Consider the following 13325-nt stretch of genomic DNA (forward strand, 5'->3'; position numbering starts at 1 on the left):
TTCGTCGGTCGGTCGTACGGCCGGTCATGCGGCTGTTCACCCGGTGGTGTCGGCGTCCCGGGCGCAGCGGAACCCGGTGTGACCGCTCGCCCCGTCGGGCGTGTTCGCGGTACGGGCGGCGACGCGGTACCGATTGCAGTAGGACTGGTGGCACAGGTGTGAGCCACCGCGGATGACCTTCTCCTGGCCGGTGGCGGGGCCCTTCGGGTCGGTCGCCGTACCGGTCGGGTGGTCCACGGCCCACCAGTCGGCGCACCATTCCCACACGTTGCCCGAGGTGTTGTGGAGCCCGAATCCGTTGGGCGCGAAGGCGTCGACAGGTGCTGTGGCCCGGTGGCCGTCGGCTGCGGTGTTCTTGGTGGGGAAGGTGCCCCGCCAGATGTTGCAGCGGTACTCGCCGTCGGGGTCGAGTTCGTCGCCCCAGGGGTAGCGCTTCTGTTCCAGGCCGCCGCGTGCCGCGTACTCCCACTCGGCCTCGGTGGGCAGCCGCTTCCCCGCCCAGGCGCAGTACGCGGCGGCGTCGTTCCACGAGATGTGCACCACCGGGTGGTTCTCGCGGCCTTCTGGCGTGCTGCCCGGGCCCTCGGGGTGGTCCCAGCGGGCGCCGGCGACCCCGCACCACCAGGGGGTGCGAGCCGGGCGGGGTGCCCCGCGTCGCAGTGCGGCGGGCAGGAAGCCCGCGAACACGTAGGACCACCCGATGTGTTCGGCTTCGGTGACATGGCCCGTGGCGTCGACGAACTCCGCGAATCTCTCGTTGCTGACGGCGAATGCGTCGATGTGGAAGGCGCTGACGTGCACCGACCGCACCGGCCCTTCGCCGTCCGCGGGGAACCCTTCGGCGTCGTCGGCGCCCATCAGGAATCTGCCACCGGGGACGCGGACCATGCCGTCCAGGGAGCCCCGGTGGTCGGCCGACGGCACGGTCACCGGCTGGGCGGCCATCCTGCCGCCCGGGGGCGCGCAGCAGGCGGGGCGCGAGGCGTGAGGGGTCTCCATGGTGCTCGGCTCCTGGTCGGGACGGATGACGAGAGCTATGGCGACCCTAGCCGTCAATTTTGTTGAGCGATAGATTTTCATCGACGGAACACGGCGCCCCACTCGGGGTGAGGCCGCCGGGGTGCGCCGCGGTCCGGCCCGACACCCGCTGGGCGCTACTCGACCGGGACTGCGGAGTGCTTGTCCCGGTCCGGGAAGGATCTTCAGCCTGCGTCGGTTCTCCCCTGGCGCTCACTTGCGAAGTGCGCCGCTTCCCGGCTCCCAGGAACGTGGCGGCCACGGAGGCGCAGGCGACCGCAGCGATACCCAGCCACTGGGGCCAGGCAAGCCGCTGCCCGAGGATGAGGAGCCCGAACAGGGCGCCGGCGGCCGGTTCCAGGCTCGTCAGCACGCCGAACACGCGAGGGGGAATCCGGCGCAGCGCTTCCAGGTTGAGCGAGTACGGCAGCACGCTGGACGCCACCGCCACCACTGCGGCCACCCAGAGCACATGCGGGTCCAGGAGCGCGCTTCCCGCGTGGGCGATGCCGTACGGGGCGCTCAGCAGTGCGGCCCAGAGCACCGCGAGTGCCAGGCCCTGGCCACCGCTGAGACGTCGCGCCATGCGGGAGGAGACGAGGATGTAACCGGCCCAGCAGCACGCTGCTACCGCGGCCAGGGCGAGGCCACCCGGGTCAAGGGGAACGCCGCCCCCGCTGAGCAGGAGAACGCCGCCGGCCGCCAGGCATGCCGGCAGTAGGTCGGCCGCCCGTCGTGATCCGGCCAGGGCGATGGCGAACGGGCCGAGAAACTCGATCGTCGCCACGGCCCCCAGGGGGATGTGCTTCACCGCCTCGTAGAACGCGAGATGGTGCGCCGCCAACAGGGCACCGGCACCGATCACCGTCCCCCAGGCACCCTTCATCGAGTTCAACGCCTGCCGCCAAGGGCGCCACAACAGGCAGAGAAGGACACCCGCGATCAGCAACCGGAGGAACACGACGCCCGCCGCACCCACCTGCGGATACACCTGAGGCGCGAAGGCTGCGCCGAACTGGATTCCGCACACGCCTCCCAGCACAAGTCCAGGGGCGGGTACTTTTCCCACGACCTCGGCAAACCCTCGCGTCGCGTTGCTCTCATGCATTACTTTGTCCGAGTTCCTGTCGGGCGTTGCGGCCGGTGAGTTCGGTCTGGATCCCCCTCGCATAGGCGGCGTCCAGGGGCAGGCCGGTGGCACGGACGCCGCTGCGGGCCGACGTTGTCCCGGTGCGTTCAAGGTGCGGGTGCTCTTGGGGCGCCTGGCGTCGGCGTTCCGCCCTGACTCACGTCCGGACTGTTTCCGGAGCGGTTGTGTTCAGTCAGGCGATCCGCAGCAGCAGCTTGCCCGTTGACGTGCGCCCGCCCATCAGGTCATGGGCCCCGGCCGCGTCCGCCAGCGGGAACTCCGCGGTGACCGGGAGGTTCACGGTGCCGTCGGTGACCGTACGGAAGGCACGCTCGACGAGCGAGCGCAGCGCCTTGGGCGCCGACTGCGCGAGAGCCAGGATGGAGAAGCCCCCCACCGAACGGCCCTGCGCGTAGAGCTCGGGCTGCCCGACGTGCCACGGCTCGGCCCCGCTCGCGTTGCCGAAGGACACCAGGCGACCGAAGACCGCCAGCGTGTCGAGGCCGCGGCGAAGGCTGTCGCCGCCCACCGGGTCGAGCACCAGGTCGACCCCCCGGCCGCCGGTGGCGCGGCGGACGTCGTCGGGGAAGGAGTCGGTCGTGAACACCTCGTCGTAGCCGTGCTTGAGAGCGTGCCCGGCCTTGGCCGTGGAGGAGACCACGCCGTACACCGCGCCGGCGCCCGCAGCCCGGGCCAACTGTCCGGCGACCGTGCCGATACCTCCCGCGGCGCCGTGCACCAGCACGGTCTCTCCGGCGCGCAGTCGTCCCACCTCGTGGAGGAGGGCGTGCGCGGTCGGCAGTACGGTGGGAAGCGTGGCCGCGGTCCGCAGGTCCAGGCCCTCGGGGAGCGGGAAGACGGTGGCGGTCTCGGCGACGACCACCTCGGCGTAGGCGCCGCTGTTGACGAGGGCGGCGACTTCCTGCCCCGGGCGCAGCCCCTCGACGCCGTGGCCGACGGCGCGGATCCGTCCGGAGACCTCCAGGCCGGGACGGAAGGGCAGCGATTCCACCCTGTACCCCTCGGCGCGGGCCTTGAGGTCCGCGAAGTTCACGCCCACATAGGCGGCGTCGATGGTCACCTGGCCTGGCCCCGGCTCGGGCGTTTCGGTCTCCACTACCCTCAGCACCTCGGGACCGCCGTACTCCTGGAACTCGACTGCACGCATAAGCGGAACGCACCCTTCGATCAAGTGTTCAATGGAAAGCGAACACTGGGACTGTAAGATACTCATTGAACACTCGGCAAGCCGCTGGGGCACTCCTGTGGGGTGTCCCATAGGGGCTGCGCATGGCGGGGAGCGGGGCATGACGAAGCAGGCTGCAGGCGGCAGTCACCGTGCGGCGCCGGTGCACACGGATCCCGACGAGGTTTCCGTCCTGACCGCGCTGTCCGCGGTCGCCGATCCTGTGCGTGTCCAGCTGATCCGCGAGCTGGCGGGCTCCGCCGACTGGACGCGCAGCTGTGGCAGCTTCGACGTGCCGGTCGGTAAAGCGGCACTCAGCCACCACTTCTCGGTCCTGCGCGGCGCCGGCCTGGTCGAACAGCGCGACCAGGGTCCCAAGCGGGTCAACCGGCTGCGCCGCGAGGAGTTCGAGGCGCGCTTTCCCGGGCTGCTCGACCTGCTCCTCCGCGGCGACGGCACCGACTGACCAGGTGGCCTTGCGTGCCAACTCTGGTCAGTCATGAAGCACGCGTCGCGCCCATCGCTCCACCGCCATAGCTGCTGCCGGTCCGCCTGCCGCCAGGCCGTCGCCGCTGGGGGCGCGGCCGCGGTCCTGGGTGCCCATCGCTTCCTGGCCGTCGGGAAGGCAGGTGAGACCGAGATCGCGTCGGCGCCCTCGCCCATGCTCTGCCGGACGGCCCTCAGGGCGTCGCGGTTCACAGCGATCCCGGTGAGTGCGCGCCCTCGGCGACGAACCGCCGCACGGCGGCCGCGCCGATCCCACTGCCCGCGCTGGTGACCAGGGTGTGGTGCCCGGCGAAGCGATCCGCGATCGCGGTTGTGGTCGGCCGGACCGCCGTAGCGGTGTTCGCGTGCGATCCCGAAGGGCCCTGAGTGCTTCAGCAGGACACCTGAGTGTGCTCCGGGCGCGCTGTTCACGAGAGCTTGCGCTCACCCTGGTCCCCAAATTTTTTGAGTGATAGATTTTCAAAGCCGAAACATCGCGGTCACTCAAGGCGAGGTCGCCGAGCCGGCGTATCGCGTCGTGCCGGGCTGCGTGCGCGGCCTCATGCTGCGGCGAGCCGACAACTCATGGAGTCCACATGATCCGCACGTCCTTCAACGACAACTGGCAGGTCCGGCCCAAGGTCAATCCCTTCGCCGAGTTGTCCGGTCAGGTGGTCCCCTTCCGGCCCGTGACGCTGCCGCACGACGCGCTGATCGATCAGCGGCGGGCGGCTCCGGACGGTGAGGTCACGATGGAGGGCGCCGCTGGCGCCTACTTCCCCGGCGGGGTCTTCGAGTACCGCAAGACCTTCTCCGTGCCCGAGGAGTACCGGGGCAAGCGGATCCTCGTCGAGTTCGAGGGCGTGTACCGCGACGCGACCGTGTACATCAACGGCGACTACGCCGGGCAACGGCCGTACGGCTACTCGCACTTCCGCATCGACGCGGACCGCTTCCTGCGCTTCGGCGAGGACAACGAGATCCGCGTCGAGGCCCGCGCCCACCGCGACTCGCGCTGGTACACGGGTGCGGGGATCTACCGCGACACCTGGCTGCTCGTCGGCGAGGTGGTCCGCATCGCCCCCGACGGTGTCCGGGTCACCACCCCCGACATCGACGGCTCGCGCGCTGTCGTCGAGGTCGCGACGGAGGTGGCCAACGACTCGATCGAGGTCCGCACGGTCGACGTCGTCACGGAGATACGGGACGGCTCCGGAACCGTCGTCACGAACGACTTCTCGAAGCTGACGTTGCTGCCGGGTGAGCCCGCGATCGTCCGGCAACGCCTCTACGTACCCTTCCCGGCCCCGTGGAGTCCGGAGTCGCCGGCCCTCTACGAGTGCCATGTGGCCCTGCGGGACGTGGACGAGGAGAAGGTCGCCTTCGGTATCCGTTCGCTGCAACTCGACCCGGAGCAGGGCCTGCGGATCAATGGCGAGCCCGTCAAGCTGCGCGGTGCCTGCGTGCACCACGACAACGGAGTCCTCGGTGCGGCGACCTACGCCCGCGCCGAGGAACGCCGGGTGGAGATCCTCAAGGAGGCCGGGTTCAACGCGATCCGCATGTCCCACCAGCCGATGAGCAAGGCGATGCTGGACGCCTGCGACCGCCTCGGCATGCTCGTCGTGGATGAAGCCTTCGACGTATGGACGTCCGGCAAGAGCGAGTTCGACTACAGCCTGAACTTCCCCGAGTGGTGGGAGCGGGACATCGGGGCGATGGTCGCCAAGGACGTCAACCACCCCAGTGTCATCATGTACTCGATCGGCAACGAGATTCCCGAGACCGGCTCGCCCTTCGGCGCCGCCTGGGGGCGCCGACTCGCCGACAAGGTCCGCTCCCTCGACCCCACCCGGTATGTCACCAACGCCGTCAACGGCATGCTCGCCGTGATGTCCGAGCTGGGCGCGCTCCAGCAGCAGGCGCTGGAGCAGGCGGCCGAGGATGGCGCCGGCATCAACACCCTCATGGCCGACGCCGGCGACGCGATGAACGCGGTCAGCTCCTCCGAGCTGGTCACCGAGCGCACGGCTGAATCCTTCGCCGTCCTCGACGTCGCCGGCATGAACTACGCCGAGGCCCGCTACGCCCTCGACCGCGACCTGTTCCCCAACCGGATCATCCTCGGCACCGAAACCTTCCCGGCCCGCATCGACGGCAACTGGCGGCTGGTCGGACAGTACGGCCACGTCATCGGCGACTTCACCTGGACCGGCTGGGACTACCTGGGCGAGGTCGGCATCGGCCGACCCCAGTACGTCACCGAGGACGGGCCTCAGCACGCGCACAACGCGCCGTACCCCTACCTGGTCGCGGGGTGTGGTGACATCGACATCACGGGGCACCGCCGGCCCGCTTCCTACTACCGGGAGATCGTTTTCGGCCTGCGGGCGGAGCCGTACATCGCGGTCCGCAGGCCTGAGCACCACGGCAAGACCTGGGCCGGGTCGCCGTGGGCCTGGAGCGACAGCGTCTCCAGCTGGACCTGGCCCGGTTTCGAGGGCGAGCCGGTCACGGTCGAGGTGTACAGCGACGCCGACGAGGTCGAGCTGCTCGGCAACGGAAACTCCTTCGGGCGGCGGCCTGTTGGTGCGGAGCACCGTTTCCGCACCGAGTTCGAGATCGTCCACGTGCCCGGGGAACTGGTCGCCGTCGCCTATCGGGACGGCGTCGAGACGGGCCGTACCAGCCTGCCGTGGGCCGACGGCCCCGTGCGGCTGACGGCTGAGGCCGATCGCCAGGTCGTGCGGGCGTCGGGCGGCGACCTGGCCTACGTGACCCTGACCCTGACCGACGCGGCCGGCACCTGTCACACCGGCGCCGACCGCCCGGTGAGCCTGGAGGTCTCCGGAGCGGGAGAACTGATCGGGTTCGGCAGCGCCGGCCCGTCCACCGAGGAGCGGTTCGACGCGACGGAACGCCGTACGTACGAGGGACGCGCGCTGGCCGTCCTGCGCCCCACCGCCGTCGGAAAGATCCGCCTCGTCGCGACAGCGCCGGGATGCGATCCGGTGGAGGTCGTCGTCACGGCCGAACAGCACACGCAGAGCCGCAACTCCCAGGAACGGTGACCATGATCGACCGTGAATCCCTCGTCCGTCGCCACACCGTCGAGATCACCCGACCCGATCCCTCCCACGTCCTGACGGTCGGCAACGGCGACTTCGCCTACACCGCCGACATCACCGGCATGCAGACCTTCGTCTCCTACCACGACCAGTCCACGGCCTTCGCCGAGCAGCGGCTCGCCGTCACCAACGCGACCATGTCGAACTGGGGATGGCACTCGATGCCCAACCCCGACGGGTTCGTCCTCGACGACGCGATGTCGACGTATCAGACGGCACGCGGGCCGGTGCGGTACCCGGACAAGTTCGACACCGCCTCGATGATGGGCGGCGAACTGGCCGAGGAGTTCCGTGCGGGGGCCTGGCTGCACATGAATCCGCACCGGATCGACCTCGGACGCATCGGACTGCGGCTGCGTACCGCCGCCGGTGCGGAGCCGGAGACCCACCCCGAGGCACTCACGAACCCCCGCCAGCGGCTCGACCTGTGGTCGGGCACGCTCACCAGCAGCTTCGAGTACGCCGGACAGGAGGTGCGGGTCACCACGGTCGCCCACCCGCACCACGCACGGGTCGCCTTCCGTATCGAGTCGGATCTCGTGGCGAGTGGCCTCGCAGGTGTCGTCCTGAGGTTCCCCTACGCCAGTGACGGTTTCTTCCAGACCTCCGACTGGGCCTCGCCCGACCGGCACGAGTCGACACTGGAGGGGCTGGGGGAGGAGGCGGCCCGTATCCGGCGGGTGCTCGACGACACGGCCTACGCGGTACGGCTGGCCTGGACCGAGGGCACGCTGTCCGCGACCGGGGAGCCGCACGAGTTCGAGCTGACCGGTTCGGCGACCACGCTGGAGCTCGTGGCCGGCTTCGCTCCGGACGAGTCGGAAGAGTCGGACGAGGGACTCGGCAGCGACACGTTCGCGTCCGTGGCGGGCGCGGCCGCGGCCTGGTGGCGCGACTTCTGGACCTCCGGTGCCGCCGTCGACTTCGCGGGCAGCACCGACCCGCGGGCGGCGGAGCTGGAGCGCCGCGTGGTGCTGTCGCAGTATGTGACCGCCGTGAACAGCTCCGGCTCGCTTCCGCCCCAGGAGTCGGGACTCGTCGCCAACTCCTGGCAGGGCAAGTTCCACCTGGAGATGCACTGGTGGCACGCGGCTCACTTCGCCGCCTGGGGGCGCCCCGAGCTGCTCGCCCGCAGCATGGACTGGTACCTGTCCATCCTCGACTCCGCGCGCGAGACCGCCCGGCGGCAGAGCTACGAGGGCGCGCGCTGGCCCAAGCACGTCGGCCCGGACGGCCGGGAGAGCCCGTCGGACATCGGCGCACTGCTCGTCTGGCAGCAGCCCCACCCCCTCTACCTGCTCGAACTGCTCTACCGCGCCCAACCAGAGGCTCAGCGCACAGAGTTGGTCACCCGTTTCGCCGAACTCGTCGAGGAGACAGCCCGGTTCATGGCCTCCTTCGTCGAGGAGCGCTCCGGCACCTACCACCTGCCCGCGCCCGTGATGCCGGCGCAGGAGTTCTACGACGCCAAGACCACCGAGGACCCGACCTTCGAACTCGCCTACTGGTGGTACGGGCTGGAGATCGCCCAGTCCTGGCGCGAACGCCTCTCCCAGGAACGCAACAAGCAGTGGCAGCACATCCAGGACAACCTGGCCGCACCGCACCGGGACCCGGACCGCGGGATCTACACGGCGGTCGCGACCGAGCCCTACCTCCGCCGAGACGACCACCCCTCGCTGCTGTCCGCCCTCGGTGTCGTCCCCGCCGGCCCGCTCATCGACGCGGGCGTGATGGAGGCGACGCTGCTCGACGTTCTCGGCGACTGGCAGTGGGACTCCGCCTGGGGCTGGGACTTCCCGGCCATGGCGATGACCGCCACCCGCGTCGGCCGCCCGGACCTCGCGGTGGACGCCCTGCTCACGGACACCTCGAGGAACACGTACTCGGCGGTCGGTCACAACCCGCAGTTCGGCAGCCTTCTGCCGCTCTACAACCCGGCCAACGGCGGCCTGCTCGCCGCCGTGTCCCTCATGGCAGCCGGCTGGGAATCCGCCGGCACCGACTGCCCCGACACGCCCGGCTTCCCGCGCGACGGCAGCTGGCAGGTCCAGCACGAGGGCTTCACCGTCTGGCCCTGACGATCCGCCCCCGCCCGACCACCCGCTACGAAAGAAACCTGACATGGCCACTGGTGAATGGAACCCCGACGACATCCGGCGTCTGGTCTCCCGGCTCACGTTGGAACAGAAGGTCGCCCAGATCAGCGGCCTGAGCGCCGCCGACCTGTTCACAGCACAGTCGGAGGGCAGCGGTCCGGCCGTCGACGCGCGGCGCATCCTGGACGTACGACCGCACGGCGTGGGGCACCTGTCCCTGGCGTGGTTCCTGGGCCACGACGCCGACAGCATGCGCGGACTGCTCGCCCAGATCCAGTACGTCGTCCGCGAGGTCTCGCCCTTCGGGATCGGCGCGCTGGTCCACAACGAGGGCATCAACGGCTTCCTGCACGCCTCCGGTTCGCAGTTCCCCACGGCCTGGGCGCAGGCCGCGACGTGGGACCCAGCGCTGGTCCGGCGGGCCGCGGCGGTGACGTCCGCGCACATGCTCGACGCCGGGATCCAGCTGATGTTCGCCCCGGTGATGGACATCAACCGCGACCCGCGCTGGGGCCGTGTGCACGAGACGTACGGCGAGGACCCGGAGCTCGCCGCCCAGATGTCCGTAGCGTTCGTGCGAGGCGCGCAGCACGAGCCCGGCGTCCTCGCGACCGGCAAGCACTTCCTGGGTTACGGCGCCTCGGAGGGCGCCCTGAACCAGGCGGTGACCCAGCTCGGGCGCCGGGCCCTGACCGACGAGTACGCCGAGCCGTTCCGCCGCGCGATCGCCGAGGCGGGCCTGTCGTCGGTGATGAACTCGTACAACGAGATCGACGGCGTGCCCGTGGCCGCGAACCGCTGGCTGCTCACCGAGTTCCTGAGGGAGACCCTCGGGTTCGACGGCCTGGTGGTCAGCGACTACGACTCGGTCACCATGCTGCGCACCCACCACCGCACCGCCCGCACGGAGGGCGAGGCAGCGGTGCAGGCGCTGTCCGCCGGACTGGACGTCGAACTTCCGGGCAACAGCCATTTCGCGTCCCTGACGGACGAGGTGGCCGCCGGGCGCCTGGACGAGAAGGTCATCGACCTCGCCGTGACCCGCGTCCTGACCACCAAGGCCCGCGTCGGACTCATCCCCGACTTCGGGCCGCGACCCGCCCCGGCCGTGCGTCCGGACCGCGCGGAGGCCGCCGAGGTCCGCCGCGCCATGGCGGCCCGCAGCACGGTCCTGCTCCAGAACGACGGCATCCTGCCCCTGACACCGGGGGAGCGCCGCATCGTCGTGGTGGGGCCCGCCGCGGACGAACTGCGTATTCACTTCGGCGCGTACACCTCGGTGGCCGGCGCCGAGATGCCGCTGGGCATGATGACGGTCATGGAGGGCAAGGTGCCCGGTATCGACCCGGCCACCTTCAACTTCACCGACATCTTCACGACGCGCATCCCCGGCATCGACCCCACCTTCGAGGGCGTGACCCGCGACCTGCACCCCGAGGCCCCGACGGTGCTGGACGCCGTGCGGGAGCTGGACGCGAAGATCGAGTACGTGTCGCTGGGCCGGTTCGAGGCGGACGGCTCCCTCGACGCCGGAATCGTGCGGGCTGCCGTCGCGGACGCCGACCTGGTCCTCGCGGTCCTCGGCGAACGCACCGGGTGGGTCGGCAACAACACCGCCGGCGAGAACCAGACGACGGCATCCCCGTCCCTGCCCGGCGACCAGGAGGACCTCCTGGAGTACCTGGCCGCCACGGGCAAGCCGCTGGTGACCGTGGTCGTCTCCGGCCGCCCGCTGCTCCTGGAGCAGGCCGCTCGGGCCTCCAACGCCGTCCTGCTCGCGCCGCTGCTCGGCGAGGAGGCGGGCACCGCGATCGCGCACACCCTGTTCGGCCTGATCAACCCCAGCGGCAAGCTGCCCAGCACCTTCCCGCGCCACCTGGGCCAGATCCCTCTCTACCACGGCCACCACCACGGCAGCGGCTACGAACACCCCACGGGCACCCGCCACGGCTACGGCGACCTCGGCACCCAGGGCCCGCTCTACGCCTTCGGCCACGGGCTGTCGTACACCACCTTCGAGGTCAGGCTCGACGAGCGAGACGAGCGAGACCACGGCGACGACCGCCCGGCGGTCGAACTGGCCGACGGCGTGATCCGGGCCCGGCTCACGGTGGCGAACACCGGTGCGGTGGACGGCGAGACGGTCGTGCAGCTGTACGCGCGCGACGAGTTCGCCTCCGTCGTCCGCCCGGTGCGGCAGCTGATCGCGTTCACCCGTGTCTGCCTCGCCGCAGGGGAGACAAGGAGCGTCGTCCTCGAAGCACCCGTCGAGCGACTCCACTACACCCTGACCGACGGACGTCGCGGCATCGAGCCCGGCGACGTCACCGTACTGGCCGGACTCGCCGCCGACGCACTCCCCTGCGCCGCGACGATCACGGTCGGTTAGAACGGCCGGCCGGCTACCGGTGACCTGACACACCGGCAGCCGGCCGCGCCGGGGAGGCAGGGCAGGCGCGTCACCGCCATCGGTGAGCGCGTCCGCCCTGCCGTGCCCTCGCGCCGGTGGCGCGAGGGCACGGTGCGGCCCGCGGTACAACGGCGCAGGCCATACGCCGACTCGCCGACGAACAGGGTGAAGTACGGTCTGACGAGTGACGAATCAGCGAAAGCCGCGAGGCCCGTACCGCAAGAGCGCGGAGCGACGGGAGCAGATCCTCCAGGCCGCGTACGAGGCCGTTGACGAGTTCGGCGAACGGGCTTCCCTGCAGGACATCGCCGACCGGGTCGGGGTGACGCAGCCGGCGTTGACGTACTACTTCCCCACGCGTGACGACCTGCTGCTCGCGGTCCTGGAGCGGCGGGATGTGCTGGGCAAGGCGTTTGCCGGTACCGCTGCCGGAGAGGGCGAGACCATGATCGACGGCATGGTGGCGAGTACTCGCCACACAACCGACCATCCGGGGCTGGCCAAGCTGTACGTCACGCTCTCGGCGGCGGCCACCGATCCGGACAGTCCCGCGCACAGTTACTTCGCCGAGCGCTACCGGAGTCTCGCGGGCGAGGTCACGCGGGACTTCGAGGAACAGCAGCGGACCGGGGTGATCCGGGCCGATGAACCGGCCGACCACCTGGCCAGGGCGCTGCTCGCGGTGCTGGACGGCCTGCAGATCCAGTGGATGCACGACCCCACGGTGGACATCGCCGCGATCGCCGAGACGTTCACGCGGATGCTGGCGCCTTGGGCTGGTTCCAGGCAGGAGGGGAGGCCGGCCGACTGACGGTGCTCAACCCTTCCCGGCTGCTGCCCGACGGTCTCTGGCTTTGAATTTTTTCAAGTGATAGATTTTAGCGACTCGATCCTCTGGGAGCCTCCATGCCACTCGATCCCTTCCTTGCTGAGAAGTCGCGCCTTCTCGACGGCCTCAACTGGGAGGACGCGCAGGCCGATCCGGAGGCCATGGCCCGGTTCATGGAGTACTTCAGCGATCCCGGCGAGTGGAGCATGCCGGACGTCTCGGTCGAGGACCGCACCGTCCCGGGACCCCACGGGGAGGTCCCCGTCCGGATCTACACCCCGCGCCACGAGCCCCGCCGTGCACTGCTGTGGCTGCATGGCGGCGGGTTCACGGGCGGCAACCTCGAGATGCCTGAAGCGCATGTGGTGTCCGCCGAACTCGCCGCCCGCGCCGAGGCGTTGGTGGTCTCCGTCGACTACCGCCTGGCCGTGGATGGCACGCGCTATCCGGTTCCCGTCGACGACGCGCATGCCGCCTGGCTCTGGCTCGCCGAAACTGTCCGGCCGCAGTCCGTTCCCGTCGGTCTGGGGGGTGCCAGTGCGGGTGCCGCCCTCGCCCTGTCCACGGCGATCCGGCTCCGCGACCAGGACGAACCCCGCCCGGACGCCCTGCTGCTCGCCTATCCCTTCGTCCACTTCCCGACCCCGGCTCTGGACGACGAGACCGCGGCCGGGATGCGGGATCTGCCGTCGCTCCTGCGGTTCACCACCGAGTCGATCGAACACATGGTGCGCAACTACGTGGGCCGCCTGACCGACCTTCCCGCGGCCGCGATGCCCGGGGCGGCGAACCTCGACGGCCTTCCCGCGACCGGCATTGTCCTCGCCGAGTTCGACGACCTCCGGCCGTCCGGCGACCTGCTCGCACGGCAGCTGGAGGAGTCCGGTGTCCCTGTCCGGACGTATCTCGCGGCGGGCATGCCACACGGACACCTGAACCGGGGCCCGTCCCTCAAGGAGGTCGACCGCTCGCTCGACTTCTTCGTGAGCACGCTCTCCGGCTGACCGGTCGAAGAGCGGCGGGGAACGGCTCACTCCGTGA

Annotated in this window: 9 protein-coding genes; 6 read left to right on the forward strand and 3 right to left on the reverse strand. The window is 70.4% G+C overall.

Annotation, left to right across the window (positions count from 1 at the left end):
* Positions 1 to 36: 36 nt before the first annotated feature.
* The 3 genes from ACFZDJ_RS11570 to ACFZDJ_RS11580 all read right to left on the reverse strand — a co-directional run bounded on the left by ACFZDJ_RS11570 (position 37) and on the right by ACFZDJ_RS11580 (position 3314).
* Positions 37 to 999, reverse strand: coding sequence for an SUMF1/EgtB/PvdO family nonheme iron enzyme (locus tag ACFZDJ_RS11570; RefSeq protein ID WP_390930996.1), 963 nt, complete (start codon positions 997 to 999; stop codon positions 37 to 39).
* 46 nt (positions 1000 to 1045) lie between these two features.
* Complete coding sequence (locus tag ACFZDJ_RS11575) at positions 1046 to 2047, reverse strand: EamA family transporter (protein ID WP_390930998.1); 1002 nt, start codon at positions 2045 to 2047, stop codon at positions 1046 to 1048.
* A 292-nt stretch (positions 2048 to 2339) separates the two neighbouring features.
* Complete coding sequence (locus ACFZDJ_RS11580) at positions 2340 to 3314, reverse strand: zinc-binding dehydrogenase (RefSeq protein ID WP_390931000.1); 975 nt, start codon at positions 3312 to 3314, stop codon at positions 2340 to 2342.
* 139 nt (positions 3315 to 3453) lie between these two features.
* Here ACFZDJ_RS11580 and ACFZDJ_RS11585 point away from each other — a divergent pair, with 139 nt between their 5' ends.
* From ACFZDJ_RS11585 to ACFZDJ_RS11610, 6 genes are all read left to right on the forward strand, one after another.
* A complete protein-coding gene (locus ACFZDJ_RS11585; RefSeq protein ID WP_390931002.1) occupies positions 3454 to 3798 on the forward strand; it encodes an ArsR family transcriptional regulator in 345 nt (114 codons plus the stop codon).
* 616 nt (positions 3799 to 4414) lie between these two features.
* Positions 4415 to 6889: a glycoside hydrolase family 2 TIM barrel-domain containing protein gene (locus ACFZDJ_RS11590; protein WP_390931004.1), complete on the forward strand. Its 2475-nt coding sequence runs from the start codon at positions 4415 to 4417 to the stop codon at positions 6887 to 6889.
* Positions 6890 to 6891: 2 nt separating this feature from the next.
* Complete coding sequence (locus ACFZDJ_RS11595) at positions 6892 to 9027, forward strand: hypothetical protein (RefSeq protein ID WP_391058009.1); 2136 nt, start codon at positions 6892 to 6894, stop codon at positions 9025 to 9027.
* A 43-nt stretch (positions 9028 to 9070) separates the two neighbouring features.
* On the forward strand, positions 9071 to 11434 hold the full coding sequence (locus tag ACFZDJ_RS11600) for a glycoside hydrolase family 3 N-terminal domain-containing protein (RefSeq protein ID WP_390931007.1): 2364 nt from the start codon (positions 9071 to 9073) through the stop codon (positions 11432 to 11434).
* Between the two features lie 205 nt (positions 11435 to 11639).
* Entirely contained in the window at positions 11640 to 12266 is a 627-nt protein-coding gene (locus ACFZDJ_RS11605) for a TetR family transcriptional regulator (protein WP_390931009.1), read from the forward strand.
* A 95-nt stretch (positions 12267 to 12361) separates the two neighbouring features.
* On the forward strand, positions 12362 to 13288 hold the full coding sequence (locus ACFZDJ_RS11610; protein WP_391058012.1) for an alpha/beta hydrolase fold domain-containing protein: 927 nt from the start codon (positions 12362 to 12364) through the stop codon (positions 13286 to 13288).
* Positions 13289 to 13325: the final 37 nt, after the last annotated feature.

Origin of the sequence: Streptomyces sp. NPDC007896 (genome assembly GCF_042959425.1) — a bacterium.
Taxonomy (GTDB): domain Bacteria; phylum Actinomycetota; class Actinomycetes; order Streptomycetales; family Streptomycetaceae; genus Streptomyces.